Annotated in this window: 12 protein-coding genes and 1 tRNA gene; 5 read left to right on the top strand and 8 right to left on the bottom strand. The window is 66.0% G+C overall.

Translation table 11 applies throughout. The annotated features are described in order from the left end of the window. Positions 1–163: 163 nt before the first annotated feature. The 3 genes from HG421_RS06635 to HG421_RS06625 all read right to left on the bottom strand — a co-directional run bounded on the left by HG421_RS06635 (position 164) and on the right by HG421_RS06625 (position 2,510). Positions 164–730 (bottom strand): UDP-N-acetylglucosamine acyltransferase, encoded by a 567-nt coding sequence (locus HG421_RS06635; RefSeq protein ID WP_169705740.1) that lies wholly within the window; start codon positions 728–730, stop codon positions 164–166. Between the two features lie 293 nt (positions 731–1,023). Further along, positions 1,024–1,113 (bottom strand) — tRNA-Ser (locus HG421_RS06630). A gap of 380 nt (positions 1,114–1,493) precedes the next feature. Beyond that, a complete protein-coding gene (locus tag HG421_RS06625; protein ID WP_169708105.1) occupies positions 1,494–2,510 on the bottom strand; it encodes a LysR family transcriptional regulator in 1,017 nt (338 codons plus the stop codon). A 101-nt stretch (positions 2,511–2,611) separates the two neighbouring features. Between HG421_RS06625 and HG421_RS06620 the strand changes: the two genes are divergently transcribed. Further along, the gene (locus HG421_RS06620; protein ID WP_169705739.1) at positions 2,612–3,190 is read left to right on the top strand and encodes an FMN-dependent NADH-azoreductase; all 579 of its coding nucleotides are present in this window, start codon (positions 2,612–2,614) and stop codon (positions 3,188–3,190) included. Between the two features lie 511 nt (positions 3,191–3,701). On the opposite strand, the gene serS is transcribed toward HG421_RS06620, so the two are convergent. Then, on the bottom strand, positions 3,702–4,982 hold the full coding sequence (serS, locus tag HG421_RS06615; RefSeq protein WP_169705738.1) for a serine--tRNA ligase: 1,281 nt from the start codon (positions 4,980–4,982) through the stop codon (positions 3,702–3,704). Positions 4,983–5,092: 110 nt separating this feature from the next. Between serS and HG421_RS06610 the strand changes: the two genes are divergently transcribed. Continuing rightward, positions 5,093–5,755 carry an energy transducer TonB gene (locus HG421_RS06610; protein WP_169705737.1) on the top strand — a complete coding sequence of 221 codons (663 nt, stop codon included), beginning with the start codon at positions 5,093–5,095 and terminating at the stop codon, positions 5,753–5,755. A 246-nt stretch (positions 5,756–6,001) separates the two neighbouring features. Beyond that, complete coding sequence (locus HG421_RS06605; RefSeq protein ID WP_169705736.1) at positions 6,002–6,568, top strand: energy transducer TonB; 567 nt, start codon at positions 6,002–6,004, stop codon at positions 6,566–6,568. Here HG421_RS06605 and aroA read toward each other — a convergent pair. The 3 genes from aroA to serC all read right to left on the bottom strand — a co-directional run bounded on the left by aroA (position 6,552) and on the right by serC (position 10,389). Beyond that, positions 6,552–7,868 (bottom strand): 3-phosphoshikimate 1-carboxyvinyltransferase, encoded by a 1,317-nt coding sequence (aroA, locus tag HG421_RS06600; protein WP_169705735.1) that lies wholly within the window; start codon positions 7,866–7,868, stop codon positions 6,552–6,554. The two genes, HG421_RS06605 and aroA, sit on opposite strands and share 17 nt — an antisense overlap. Positions 7,869–7,992: 124 nt before the next feature. Further along, on the bottom strand, positions 7,993–9,237 hold the full coding sequence (gene pheA, locus HG421_RS06595) for a prephenate dehydratase (protein ID WP_169705734.1): 1,245 nt from the start codon (positions 9,235–9,237) through the stop codon (positions 7,993–7,995). A 66-nt stretch (positions 9,238–9,303) separates the two neighbouring features. After that, positions 9,304–10,389 carry a 3-phosphoserine/phosphohydroxythreonine transaminase gene (serC, locus tag HG421_RS06590; RefSeq protein WP_169705733.1) on the bottom strand — a complete coding sequence of 362 codons (1,086 nt, stop codon included), beginning with the start codon at positions 10,387–10,389 and terminating at the stop codon, positions 9,304–9,306. 175 nt (positions 10,390–10,564) lie between these two features. Between serC and msrP the strand changes: the two genes are divergently transcribed. After that, positions 10,565–11,533 (top strand): protein-methionine-sulfoxide reductase catalytic subunit MsrP, encoded by a 969-nt coding sequence (gene msrP / locus HG421_RS06585; protein WP_169705732.1) that lies wholly within the window; start codon positions 10,565–10,567, stop codon positions 11,531–11,533. A 124-nt stretch (positions 11,534–11,657) separates the two neighbouring features. Then, the gene (gene msrQ, locus HG421_RS06580) at positions 11,658–12,314 is read left to right on the top strand and encodes a protein-methionine-sulfoxide reductase heme-binding subunit MsrQ (RefSeq protein WP_169705731.1); all 657 of its coding nucleotides are present in this window, start codon (positions 11,658–11,660) and stop codon (positions 12,312–12,314) included. Here the strand turns inward: msrQ and HG421_RS06575 are convergent. Further along, positions 12,256–13,065: an FHA domain-containing protein gene (locus tag HG421_RS06575; protein WP_169705730.1), complete on the bottom strand. Its 810-nt coding sequence runs from the start codon at positions 13,063–13,065 to the stop codon at positions 12,256–12,258. The two genes, msrQ and HG421_RS06575, sit on opposite strands and share 59 nt — an antisense overlap. Positions 13,066–13,098: the final 33 nt, after the last annotated feature.

Below are 13,098 nucleotides of genomic sequence, written 5' to 3'. Positions count from 1 at the left end.
CCGCCACCCTGGGTGCCGTCAATGGAGACAACGCGCGCACTAATCACAGTGCCTGCCACCGTTCTATTGACCTGACCCACCGAGCCGACCGAATAGCTATCGGTGCGCACATTTGGTGCACACCCAGCTAAAGCAGCAGCAATGCAGATGAGTAAAAGCGACCTCACGGGTTCGCCTGGCTGCTCGGAAACATCGGCTTACCGACATCCACCGTTTCCAATGCCTGCAAGAATTGCGCAATATTATTCTGAGCGGCCCGGCTGACAGATTCACGAGCACGAATAACGCCAGCGAAGGCATATGTGGCCGGCACGGTACCCGATGCGCTCACATCCTGCGTATATACGATACTGCCGTTCGCCCGATCAATAAGCTCGTAGCGAGCGATAGTCTTGGTTGTCATGGACGCACCGAACGACGGGATGTCGATCGCGAGAATCTTGACTGACAAGCTCAGCTTGCGCGGCGCGTCGTCACGAAAGATCGCCATCCGATTGAGTGCTTCGGTCAGCGCGTTTTCCCACATCTGCGGCACCTCATGCTGCGCTTCTGGCGGAACCTTGCCTTTCGCTTCGTCTGGCCGCGCCAGCGTAACCGTAAGGGACTTCAGTTCGGCATCAATCTTCTTGCTGCTGACCCCCACACCCGGGACCGAAAAATTGAGCGGCGGATTGGCCGCGCAGCCGGAGAGCACTGCAATCACAATCGCAGCGGCGAGTAGCTTCTTCATTCCTTTCCCCTGTTCCAGTTGCATCCAACGCGGCATGGGGCCGCACCCCGACATCTCACGCAATAATAACAAAATGCAGTGGGCCAAGATGGTTAACAACCTACTGAGAGGTCACATCTAGGCACAAATGTGGTCCCGAGTTCCTTGGATTGCAGAACAAGCTGTGCTCGCTATCATTGTCGTGACCCACATAGCCCATTGAAGAAACTGCGACGCAGAGCATGGGATAGAAGATGGGACGAATCGGCTGGCCTTCAAACAAGGCCATCGCCTCAGTAATTTCCAGCGGCATGTGGCGGAGAGAGTGGGATTCGAACCCACGGAAGGTTTGACCCTTCGCCGGTTTTCAAGACCGGTGCCTTAAACCGCTCGGCCATCTCTCCGATGCTGCTGCGCATGACCGCCGAAGGCATCGGTTGTCACGCTGGCGGCCCGCGTTGCGCGGGTGACGCCTGATGGTGGCCGCACGGGCATCTTGTGCAGGGCCACCGCCATTCCCAGGAGTGCTCCCGGGTGCGCATTCTCGCATGCCCGGGCGCGTTTTGCTTGGTGGCACCACTGGCTTGTGGCTGGCGCAGCGTAGTGCGGCGCTACGCGTGGCCGGCCGCTACAGGTGGTGGTCGGCGGGATGCACCCAAGCATGGACGTAGCCTGCCGGACGTCTGTAGCGAACTGACTGCCGAGCAGCTCGCAGCCTGCCAAGCAACCGGGCAGCCAGCGCAGTAGCCGAACACAGCGCTCAGCCGGCTTCGGCAACGATTGCTCAGCCTGCCTCGGCTACCGCCAGGCGCGCCGCCGTGCCGGTGGCACGCTTGAGCTTCTCGGCCAGTTCGGCGCAGTTGCCGCCGCAGTCCAGGCGCGAGCGTTCGATTTCCTGCGGCAGGTGTTCGGCCAGGAAGTCGATGAACACCCGCACGGCCGGCAGCAGGCCGCGACGCGAGGCAAACACGGCGTGGCAGATGCCTTGCGGCAGCGACCAGTGCGGCAGCACCACTTCCAGTTCGCCGCTGCGCACCGCTTCGGCGCAGACGGTTTCCGGCAACATGGTGATGCCGAAGCCATCGCGCGCCATCGATTGCAGCAGCGGGAAATCGAATCCGGCCAGGCGCGGCTGCAGGTCCACGCGGCGCATTTCGCCGTTGGGGCCGTGCAGTTCCCAGCGCTGATGGGCCTCGTCTTCGCTGGTGCTCATGGTGGTGTGGTTGGCGAGCTCGCTGGGATCCTTGGGACGGCCGGCGCGGTCCAGGTATTTGGGGCTGGCCACCAGCAATTCCTGCACCTGGCCGAAGCTGCGCATCACCAGGCTGCCGTCGTCGTCCAGGCGCGAGCGTACCCGCAGGGCGATGTCGTAGCCTTCATTGATGACGTCGACGCGGCGGTTGCTGATGTTGAGCTGCAGCCGCACCTTGGGGTACTTGGCCAGGAATTCCGGCAGCAGCTTGGGCAACTGGATCTGCGCGAGCGAGACAGGAACGCTCACACGTACAAGACCGCGCGGCTCGGCGCTGAGACGATCCACCACCTCGCGCGCGGCCTGGGCCTCGGCCAACATGGTCTGGGCATGGCGGTGCACGCTGGTGCCCACGTCGGTGACCGCGAAACGGCGCGTGGAGCGCTGCAGCAGGCGCACGCCCAGGTCGGTTTCGAGCTGGCTGATGCGCCGGCTCAGGCGCGATTTGGGGATGCCGAGCGCGCGCTCGGCTGCGGCGAAGCCGCCGTGGTCCACCACCATCGCGAAGTAGTACAGGTCATTCAGGTCGTGCATGGCGCAGGTATCCATGGATAGAACGATAAGTGACATTTAACCACCTTTATCCCAACAGAGCAACGACCTAGGCTGCATCCCTCCGCGGCGCTGCCGCATGCCATCAGGTTCTTGCCATGAAGCTGCTCCATCTCGATTCCAGCGCCCTGGGCGCCAATTCCATCAGCCGCGAACTCAGTGCTGCCGTGGTGGCGCAGCAGCGCCTGCTTCACCCGGACCTGCAGGTGAGCTACCGCGACCTGGACCAGGACCCGATCCCCCATCTCACCGGCCAGTCGCTGGCGCAGGCCGATGCGGCCGAGGCAGCCGACGCCGAGCAGGTGATGCAGCAGTTTCTGGATGCCGATATCGTGGTGATCGGTGCGCCGATGTACAACCTGAGCATTCCGTCCACGCTGAAGGCGTGGATCGACCGGATCGCGGTGGCCGGGCGCACGTTCCGCTATACCGCCACGGGGCCGGAGGGCTTGGCCGGCGGCAAGCGCGTCATCATCGCCAGTGCGCGTGGCGGCATCTATCCGGAGACGGGCACCGATTTCCAGGAACCGTACCTGCGCCAGGTGTTCGGCTTCCTCGGCATCGACGAGGTGAGCTTCGTGCGTGCGGAAGGGGTTGCCTTTTCGCCGCAGCATCGCAGCGACGCGCTTGCCCAGGCCCTGGCATCGCTGCAGCAGCCGGAAGAAGTGGCGGCCTAGAGCGGGTCGCCGGACGACTGCGCACCGCCAGGCGGGCGCGGCCAGTGCCCGGAATCGGCATGGACTGCGTGCAGATTCCGGTGCTGGCCGCACCGTCTGCACCCGTCTGACGATTGCTCGCCAAGTGGTATCAGCCGCTCTTGAGCGCGCAGTTTCACAGCACGCGTCGCAGCACATCGCGTCATGCGGGATGTGCATGGCTCGTGTCTGCGGCTCCGCTGCCAGCGTATCTAGGCATCCCGCTGTGGGCATGCGAGATCCTGGTTGGCGCCTGCACCAACACCTTCGATCGCGCGCGTGCGCATCGCAAGGCAAACAAAGAGGGGCCTTCGCAGGCCCCTCTTGTTCGTCGTTCTGTGATGCTGCTGATGGTGGCCAGCTGCCGCCTGCTGCGCAGCAGCCAGCACCAACCGGGCTGCGGATCGGCCGTGCGTAACGGTATCGACGTCACGCAGACCCGTTGCCGCGCATCGGAGCCGTGCGCAGCGCACCAGCCCCGATGCGAGTGGCATCAACCGATTTTTTCCAGCCCGCCCATGTACGGACGCAGCACCTGCGGCACATCGATCGAGCCATCGGCGTTCTGGTAGTTTTCCATCACCGCGATCATCGCCCGGCCCACCGCCGTGCCCGAGCCGTTGAGGGTATGCAGCAGTTCCGGCTTGCCGCTGGCCGGGTTGCGCCAGCGCGACTGCATGCGCCGCGCCTGGAAATCGCCGCAGTTGGAGCACGAAGAAATTTCGCGATAGGTGTTCTGCGACGGCAGCCAGACTTCCAGGTCGTAGGTCTTGATTGCGGAAAAGCCCATGTCGCCGGTGCACAGCAGCACCTTGCGATACGGCAGGCCGAGCCGTTCCAGCACCACTTCGGCGCAGCGCGTCATGCGCTGGTGTTCGGCGTCGCTGTCTTCCGGCGCGCAGGCGGTGACCAGCTCCACCTTCTCGAACTGGTGCTGGCGGATCATGCCGCGGGTATCGCGGCCACCGCTGCCGGCTTCGGCGCGGAAGCACAGCGAATGCGCGGTCATGCGCAGCGGCAGGCGCTCGGCATCGATGATTTCGTCGCGCACGATGTTGGTCAGCGGCACTTCGGAGGTGGGGATCAGATAACGCCGCGAATCGCCCACTTCGGTCTGGAACAGATCCTCTTCGAACTTGGGCAACTGCCCGGTGCCGCGCAGCGAATCGGCATTGACCAGCAGCGGCACGTTGGTTTCTTCGTAGCCGTGCGCGCCGACGTGCAGGTCGAGCATGAATTGCGCCAGCGCGCGGTGCAGGCGCGCGATCGGCCCGCGCAATACGGTGAAGCGTGCGCCCGAGAGCTTGGCGGCGGTTTCGCCATCCAGCCAGCCGTGCGGCGCGCCGAGTTCCACATGGTCCTTGACCGCAAAGTCGAAGTTGCGCGGGGTGCCCCAGCGCGACTGCTCCACGTTGTCGGCCTCGTCCTTGCCGTGCGGGACATCGTCGGCCGGCAGATTGGGCAGCCCCAGTGCGATGCTTTCCAGCTTGGCGCGAATGCGGTCCAGGGCCTCTTCCGACGCCTTGAGCTCGTCGCCGAAGCCGGCCACCTCGGCCATCAGTGCGGCAACGTCTTCGCCCTTGGCCTTGGCCTGCCCGATCGCCTTGGATTTCGAATTACGCAGGCTCTGCAGCTCCTGCGTGCGCACCTGGATACGCTTGCGCTCGCTCTCCAGCGACTCCAGTTCCGCAGTGTCCAGGGAGAAGCTGCGCGTGCTGCGCAGGCGCTCGGCAAGGTCGGCGGGATGTTGGCGAAGCAGGGCCGGATCTAGCATCGGAAGTCTGTGTGTCGGTGGGAGCCTGGGATTATCGCCTGTTCCGCCACCTGCTGCGATCGATTCACCGGGGCTATGCCAGAATTGCGGCGATCCTTCAGGTGAGCCCTATGCCCGCGCCCCGCCCTGCGTCAGATCGCCAGATCGTCCTGCGCCTACCCCGCCACACCCTGAAAATTGCCGGCATTGCCTTCGGCGCCGGCCTGCTGCTGTTCCTGCTGGTCTGGGCCACCGGCCGCAAGGACGACTTCTACAAGCCCTCGCCCACCCAGGCCAGCGCCAACGCGACCGCCACGGAGGACACGCTGCAGCCGCTGCCTGCACCACTGCCGGCGCAGGACAGCGCCAGCGACATGCCGCAGGCCAAGCCGCAGGAAGACACCCCCACCCTGGTGGAAACCGCGCCAACGCCCCCGCCAGCACCTACCCCCTTGCCTGAAGACGCTGCTCCCGGAGCGCCGGGCGCGGCAGCGCCTTCTGCACCGATGGCCGGCGGCAACCGCCCGGTTCCGATGCAGGGCCAGATGCCGCCGCCGCGCTACCCCTCGGCGGCCCTGCGCCGCGGCGACGCTGGCGACGTGGTGGTGCGCGTGGATGTGGACGCGGCCGGCAATCCGGGCGGGGTCACCCTGGTGCAGCGCAGCGGCTCGCGCGACCTGGACCGCGCGGCGATGGAGGCGGTGCGGCACTGGCGCTTCCATCCGGCGCAGAGCAACGGCCAGCCGGTGGCCGGCAGCCTGGACATCCCCTTCGAGTTCAAGCCGGCGCAGTAAGCCGGGCTAACAGCGCGCACTGGGCACTGGCGGGGCCAGCCGTCGTCCAGCGCCGGCAATCGATAAAAGACTGTTAAATCGTGAACTTGGACGATCCACACCCGTCCCGCATTGCAGCCCGTTAGCGTCACTAAGCTGAATCACGACATAGCCTGGGTGTGGCAGATCCGCCCCGCCTTAGCTGCCCCTCAGCCAATGCCGACCAGACTGACCGGGTCATCCCACAGATGCGCCAGGAGGTCGGCCATGTCCATTACCTCGAATCCTTCAACCCACGGTCCGGCCTTGCCAGGTGCTGCAAAGACGCGCAGGCAGGACACCGAGAACGACGGTGCCTCGCCCTGGTTATGGGCGACCCTGGTTGCCGTGCTGGTGGTGATCCCGACCTGGTGGTGGGCGCGCCACAGCGACGAATCGTTCGCCACCGACACGGCCCCTGCTCCGGCGGCCAGCCGGCAGATCCTGCCCAGCGCCGAGGGCCCGCGTGCGATGACCATGGTGGCGCATCAGCCGATGCGTGCACCGGTCAGCAGCAAGGAGGCCATCCCGCTGCCAGGCAATGCCCTGCCCGCCTACCCGGCTGAGCTGGCCCGTGCCGGGCTCGAAGGCAGCCGGACTGCGCGGCTGCAGCTGGATGTGCAAGGGCACGTGCGTGAGGTGAGCATCGTCCAGCGCGACGGTAGCAGCGACCCCCGCCTGGATGCGGCGGTGGTGCGCAGCTTGCAGCAATGGCGCTTCGAGCCCGCCACACGCGACGGGCATGCCGTGGCCAGCACCGTGCAGGTGCCGGTGGAGTTCAGCGCGCAGCGCTGAGGCCGAAGCCGGCGCCCTGCGCCAGGGTGTCGAAATCCGGAAACGAGGTGGCCACGTTCGCCACATCGTTGATCTGCACCTTGCCGGTAGACAGCTGCCCGGCGATGGCAAATGCCATCGCAATGCGGTGGTCGCCATGACTTTCGATCACGCCGCTGCCGATGGCCCCGCCGTGGATGGTGGCGCCATCGGGCGTTTCGTCCACCTGCACGCCCAGCGTGCGCAGTCCGGTCGCCATTGCGGCCAGGCGGTCCGATTCCTTGACCCGCAGTTCGGCCGCGCCAGTGACCACGGTCTGTCCGGAGGCTGCAGCCGCCGCCACGAAGAGCGCGGGAAACTCGTCGATCATGTCCGGCACCAGCGCTTCGGGAATCTGCGCGCCACGCAGCGGTGCATACCGCACGCGCAGGTCAGCCACCGGCTCGCCGCCATGTTCGGCATGGTTTTCCTCGCTGATGTCCGCGCCCATCAGGCGCAGCGCTGCCAGCAGCCCGGTGCGGCGTGGATTCAGGCCTACCGCACGCAACACCACGTCCGAGCCGGGAACGATGCTGGCGGCGACGATGAAGAATGCCGCCGAGGAAAAATCTGCCGGCACCGCGATGTCGGTGGCACGCAGGCGCTGGCCGCCCCGCAGGCGCGCCTTGCCGGGCGAAAAGTCGATCTCCACGCCAAATGCCGACAGCATGCGTTCGGTGTAATCGCGGGTGGGATGCGGCTCGCTCACCGCAGTTTCGCCCTGCGCATAGAGACCGGCCAGCAGCACCGCCGATTTGACCTGGGCACTGGCCACCGGCGAGACGAAGTCGATGCCGTGCAGTGCCTGCCCGCCCTGCACCTGCAACGGCGGCGTGCCATCGTCCTGGGTCTGGATCTTCGCGCCCATGTGCGCCAGCGGGCCGGTCACGCGCCGCATCGGCCGCCTGGACAGGGATTCGTCGCCCACCAGCACGCTGTCGAAGCGTTGCGCCGCCAGCAGGCCGGCCAGCAGCCGCATGCCGGTGCCGGCATTGCCGCAGTCCAGCGCCTCGCTGGGCGCCTGCAGCCCGTCCACGCCCACGCCATGCACGATGCGCCGCGACGCCGATGGCGTTTCGATGCGCACGCCCAGCCTGGCGAAGATCGCCGCGGTGGAACGGGTATCTTCGCCTTCCAGAAAGCCGTCGATCTGCGACACGCCATCGGCGAGTGCGGCGAACATCACCGCCCGATGCGAGACCGACTTGTCGCCGGGAATGGCCAGGGTGCCGCGCAAGGCGCTGCCTTGCTGCGCGATCCAGTGCTGGGTGCTGCTGCTCATGCGAATGATCCGAGTGCTGCGGCATCGCCGTACTGGGCGATGCGCTGGGTAAGAAATGGCGGCGCCGTCAACGCCGAGGCGGCGGCGCGCCGGTGGCGGCCGGGCTGGGGCCGGGCACGCCTGCTCAGGGAATGGCCACCGGATACGACCCCAGTACCTTGATCTGTGCCGAATGCGCTTCCAGCTCGGCCAGCGCCTGCTTCATCGCCTCGTCTTCCACATGGCCGACCAGATCGATGAAGAAGCCGTATTCCCACTTGGCCTGGTGCGAGGGCCGCGACTCGATGCGGCTCATGCTGATGCCATGGCGCGCGAACGGGCTGAGCACGTCGAACAATGCGCCCGGCTTGTCGTGGATGAACACCAGCACCGAGGTGCGGTCGTGCCCGGACGAAGGGAAGATCTGCCGGCCGATCACCAGGAAGCGTGTGGTGTTGTCATCGTCGTCCTCGATCGACTTCATGATGACCTTCTTCAGGCCATACACATGCGCGGCGCTCTCGCCGCCGATGGCTGCCGCGTCTTCCGCATTGCGTGCGCGGCGCGCGCCTTCGGCATTGCTGGAGACCGCGATCTTTTCCACCTTGGGCAGGTGCGAACGCAGCCAGCCGGCGGTCTGCGCGAAGGATTGCGAATGCGCGTAGATGCGTTCGATATCTTCCAGCCGGCCGTTGCGCGAGAGCAGGTACTGATGCACGCGTAGTTCGACTTCGCCGCAGATCTTGAGGTTGGAGGTCAGGAACATGTCCAGGGTGACCTGGATGGTGCCCTGGCCGGAATTTTCCACCGGCACCACGCCGAAATCGGCGTTGCCGGCTTCCACTTCCTGGAACACTTCTTCGATGGTTGCCATCGGCAAGCCCACCGCCGAGCGCCCGAAGTGCTTGAGCACCGCCTGCTGGCTGAAGGTGCCTTCCGGCCCCAGGTAGCCGATCTTCAACGGTTCCTGCTGGGCCAGGCACGCGGACATGATTTCGCGGTACACGTGCACCAGCACTTCATCGCTGAGCGGGCCTTCGTTGCGGTCCACCACCATGCGCAGCACCTGCGCTTCGCGCTCGGGGCGGTAGTAGTCCACCGCCGCGGCCAGTTTGCCCTTGGCCTTGCCGACCTGATGGGCGAAGTTGGCGCGCTCGGCGATCAGCGCCTGGATGTTGCGATCGATCTCGTCGATCTTGGCGCGCACATCGGCCAGTACCGGTGCCGCGGTGACCGGCTTGCCGGCCGACTTGGCCTGTTTGCCTGCCGACTTGGCGTGTCTGCCCGCCGGCTTGGCAACCGGCGCGCTCGCGGCGGCCTCGCCGGCAGCTTTCGCCGGTGTACGCTTGCTGCCGGCGGCGGGCGTGGATTTGCTGGATCTGGATGCCATCGCTGGGCGTTCCTCGAAAAGACGGCGCATGCGCCTGCGCGGCCTGCGCCGCGGATGGAAGTGGGCTCAGCCGTGACGCTGCTGGAAGTCGTGCATGAAGGTCGCCAGCGCCTGCGCACCGGCCACCGGCATGGCGTTGTAGAGCGAGGCGCGGATACCGCCCACCGCCTTGTGGCCCTTCAATGCAAGCAGGCCGGCGGCCTTGGATTCGCTGACAAATAGCGCATCCAGCTGTTCATCGGGCAGGAAGAACGGGATGTTCATGCGCGAGCGCACTGCCGGCTTGACCAGGTTGCGATAGAAGCCGCCGGAGCGATCGATGGCGCCGTACACCAACGCGGCTTTTTCCGCATTGCGCCGCGCAAATTCCTCCACCCCGCCCTGCTCCAGCATCCACTTTACGGTCAGCCCGAGCAGATACCAGTTCCAGGTCGGCGGCGTGTTGAGCATCGAGTCGCGCGCCAGGTGCGAGGCGTAGTTGAAGATGTCCGCGCGCGGCTGGCCGGCGCGTTCCAGCAAGTCGCGCCGCACGATCACCACCGAGATCCCGACCGGCCCCAGATTCTTCTGCGCACCGGCATAGATCAGCCCGTAGCGCGAGATATCCAGCGGCTCGGAGGCGATGGAGGAACTGAAGTCGGCAAACAGCGGCAGCGTCCCCACCGCCGGAATATCGCGGAATTCGACGCCGTGGATGGTCTCGTTGGCGGTGATGTGCACATAGGCCGAATGCGGCGACAGGGTCCAGCTGGCCACCGGCGGGATGTCGATGAAGCCGTCGGCCTGCGCATCGGCGGCGATGCGCGCATCCACGTACGGCGCCGCCTGCTTGATCGCAGTCTTGCCCCAGTGCCCGCTGATCACGTAGTCGGCAGCCTGGCCCGGCGCGGCGAAGTTCAGCGGCAGCAGCGCCTGGATGGTGGTGGCGCCACCGGCGGTGAACAGCACTGCGTAGTCGTCGGGAATCGACAACAAACTGCGCACATCGGCTTCGGCGGCAGCGGCCACAGCCATGAAATCGGCGCTGCGGTGGCTGATTTCCACGATCGAGGCGCCCACGCCATTCCACTCGACCATCTCCGCCTGCGCCTGGCGCAGGACCGATTCCGGCAATGTCGCAGGGCCGGCACTGAAATTGAACGCGCGAGTCATGGCACACCTTGTCGAGCTAGCCTTCTAGTATGCCGCAGCGCATCGGGGTTGGCAGCGGGCAAAAAAGTTGCAGCTGCATCCTTTTGACTGAGCGTGACGTAACGTGGTGGTGCACCGGAGCGAACTTTTGTCCCGGTTGGTTACTCTCACGCTGCAGCCACTGCCGGAGCCTGCCATGTCGTTTCGCGATGCCTTCAAACTGCCCGCCAGCCAGATCACCGATGAGTCCGTTTACCGCGAGCGGCGTCGGCTGCTGCAGCTGTTGGCATTGACCCCGGCAATCGGCGTGGCCGGTTGCGCAGAAGCCGACCCGCCGCCGCCACCCAAGACCGTGGTGACCCCGGCGCAGGCGCGCAGCGGCTTCCGCACCGCCGAAGAACTGACCAAGCTGGAGGACATCACCAGCTACAACAACTTCTACGAGTTCGGCACCGACAAGACCGACCCGTCGAAGGCGGCCAAGACGCTCAAGCTGTCGCCGTGGTCGGTGAAGGTGGGCGGCGAATGCGAAAAGCCCGGCAGCCTGTCGCTGGATGAGCTGCTCAAGGGCATCGCGTCGGAAGAGCGCATCTACCGGCTGCGCTGCGTGGAAGGCTGGTCGATGGTGATCCCGTGGACGGGCGTGCCGCTGGGCGAGGTGCTCAAGCGTTTTGCGCCGACCTCCAAGGCCAAGTACGTGGCCTTCACCACGCTGGCCGACCCGCAGCAGATGCCGGGCGTGCGCTACCGTTCGATCAACTGGCCGTATCGCGAAGGCCTGCGGATCGACGAGGCGATGCATCCGCTGACCCTGTTGGCCACCGGCCTGTACGGCAAGCCGCTGCCGCAGCAGAACGGTGCGCCGCTGCGGTTGGTGGTGCCGTGGAAATACGGCTTCAAGAGCATCAAGTCGATCGTGGAAATCCGCTTCGTCGAGACGATGCCCGAAACCGCCTGGCACGATCTGCAGCCGTCTGAATATGGGTTCTTTTCCAACGTCAACCCGGCCGTGGATCACCCGCGCTGGAGCCAGAAGACCGAGCGCCGCATCGCCGGCACCGCCAGCAAGCTGTTTGCCGAGCGGATTGCGACCAAGCCGTTCAATGGCTACGCCGATCAGGTCGCCTCGCTGTATGCGGGGATGGACCTGAAGAAGTGGTTCTAGGCAATACACACTCCGATATCGACCTGCGCAGGAGCGCGCCCGGGCGCGACGGGCATGACCAGCAACGCCCGTCGCGCCCAGGTGCGCTCCTGCGCTTCGGCATCGCTTCCTTCTTCGAGATCACATGGCCAAGACCTCCGCACCCCTGATCGCCGCCAAGACCCTGGTGCATGTCGCCGCGCTGGCGCCGATCGCCTTGCTCGCTTGGCAGTTCTGGCAGGTGTGGCAGAGCGGTAGCGACGCGCTGGGCGCCGATCCGGTGGCCGAGATCGAGCATCGCACCGGGCTGTGGGCGCTGCGTTTTCTGTTGATCACTTTGGCAATCACACCGCTGCGCCAGCTCACCGGCCAGGCGGTAGTGATCCGCTTCCGGCGCATGCTGGGGCTGTATGCGTTCTTCTATGCCAGCGTGCATCTGGCGGCGTATCTCAGCCTGGACCTGCGCGGCTTCTGGACGCAGATCTTCGAAGAGATCCTCAAGCGTCCCTACATCACGGTGGGCTTTGCGGCATGGCTGTTGTTGCTGCCGCTGGCGATCACCTCCACCCAGGGCTGGATGCGCCGGCTCAAGCGCAACTGGGGCCGGCTGCACCAGCTGATCTACCCGATCGGGGTGCTGGCGGTGCTGCACTTCTGGTGGCTGGTGAAGTCCGATATCCGCGAGCCGGCGCTGTATGCCGGCATTCTCGCCGCCCTGCTGGGCTGGCGGGTCTGGAAAAAACTCAGCGCGCGCCGAACCACAGCAAGGCGCTCAGTGCCGCCGCCAGCAGCACCGCGCTGAGCAGCAGCCACGGCCAGCGGGCGACCTTCATCGGCGCACGCACCGGTTCGGCCACTGCGCGCGGTGGCAGGGGCGGCTCGGAATCGGGGATATCCCATGTGGTGCCGTGATGGATGCGCGGCACTTCCACCACGAACCGGTGGCGGGCGTCGAACACCACCTGGTCGCCGGCCTGCAGCCAGCCATCGCGCACCTGCACGCCGTTGATCCAGCTGCCCTCTTCCGAACCCAGATCGCGGATCAGCACGCGGTCGCCGTGGCGCTCCAGGCGCGCGTGCTGGGCGGTGAAGGCCGGATCGTCGATGACGATGTCCGCGGCCGGGTCGCTGCCGACCAGGCGTGGGCGATCCAGGGTGAAGCTGCGCCCGTGATGGCGCCCGCCCAACCCACGCAGCAGCAGGCAGACCTCGCCCAGGCCGGCATCGTCGGGCGGCAGATCGTTGGATGGCGCACTGGAGGGCGCACTGCGCAGCAGCATCTCCACGCCGTCGGCGTAGATCGCATCGCCGGGCCGCAGCAAGGCCATGCGACGCACCGGGCGTCCGTTGACGTGGATCCCGCGGATGCCATTGGCCACCTGCAGCCACAGGCCACGCTGGTCCAGGCAGAACTGCGCCAACAGCAGCGCCCCCTGCGCATCGGCCACCACCCGCACGCTGCCGGAGGCATGCCGTACGATCCGGTGGACACCGGGCTTGAGGGAATGATCCGGCTGCTGCCGGTGGGTGAAATGAACTTGCAGGTCGCGCACCGGGCGCAGCCTAGCAGGTTTGCGGTTGAGAGC

Origin of the sequence: Xanthomonas campestris pv. badrii, assembly GCF_012848175.1 — a bacterium.
Classification (GTDB): domain Bacteria; phylum Pseudomonadota; class Gammaproteobacteria; order Xanthomonadales; family Xanthomonadaceae; genus Xanthomonas; species Xanthomonas campestris_C.
The sequence above is the reverse complement of the archived record's forward strand: the minus strand, read 5'-3'. Positions and strand labels throughout refer to the sequence as shown.

Coding starts and splice junctions, on each gene's coding strand:
- HG421_RS06635 (WP_169705740.1), bottom strand. CDS start 730: ATGAAGAAGCTACTCGCCGCTGCGATTGTGATTGCAGTGCTCTCCGGC.
- HG421_RS06625 (WP_169708105.1), bottom strand. CDS start 2,510: ATGGATACCTGCGCCATGCACGACCTGAATGACCTGTACTACTTCGCG.
- HG421_RS06620 (WP_169705739.1), top strand. CDS start 2,612: ATGAAGCTGCTCCATCTCGATTCCAGCGCCCTGGGCGCCAATTCCATC.
- serS (WP_169705738.1), bottom strand. CDS start 4,982: ATGCTAGATCCGGCCCTGCTTCGCCAACATCCCGCCGACCTTGCCGAG.
- HG421_RS06610 (WP_169705737.1), top strand. CDS start 5,093: ATGCCCGCGCCCCGCCCTGCGTCAGATCGCCAGATCGTCCTGCGCCTA.
- HG421_RS06605 (WP_169705736.1), top strand. CDS start 6,002: ATGTCCATTACCTCGAATCCTTCAACCCACGGTCCGGCCTTGCCAGGT.
- aroA (WP_169705735.1), bottom strand. CDS start 7,868: ATGAGCAGCAGCACCCAGCACTGGATCGCGCAGCAAGGCAGCGCCTTG.
- pheA (WP_169705734.1), bottom strand. CDS start 9,237: ATGGCATCCAGATCCAGCAAATCCACGCCCGCCGCCGGCAGCAAGCGT.
- serC (WP_169705733.1), bottom strand. CDS start 10,389: ATGACTCGCGCGTTCAATTTCAGTGCCGGCCCTGCGACATTGCCGGAA.
- msrP (WP_169705732.1), top strand. CDS start 10,565: ATGTCGTTTCGCGATGCCTTCAAACTGCCCGCCAGCCAGATCACCGAT.
- msrQ (WP_169705731.1), top strand. CDS start 11,658: ATGGCCAAGACCTCCGCACCCCTGATCGCCGCCAAGACCCTGGTGCAT.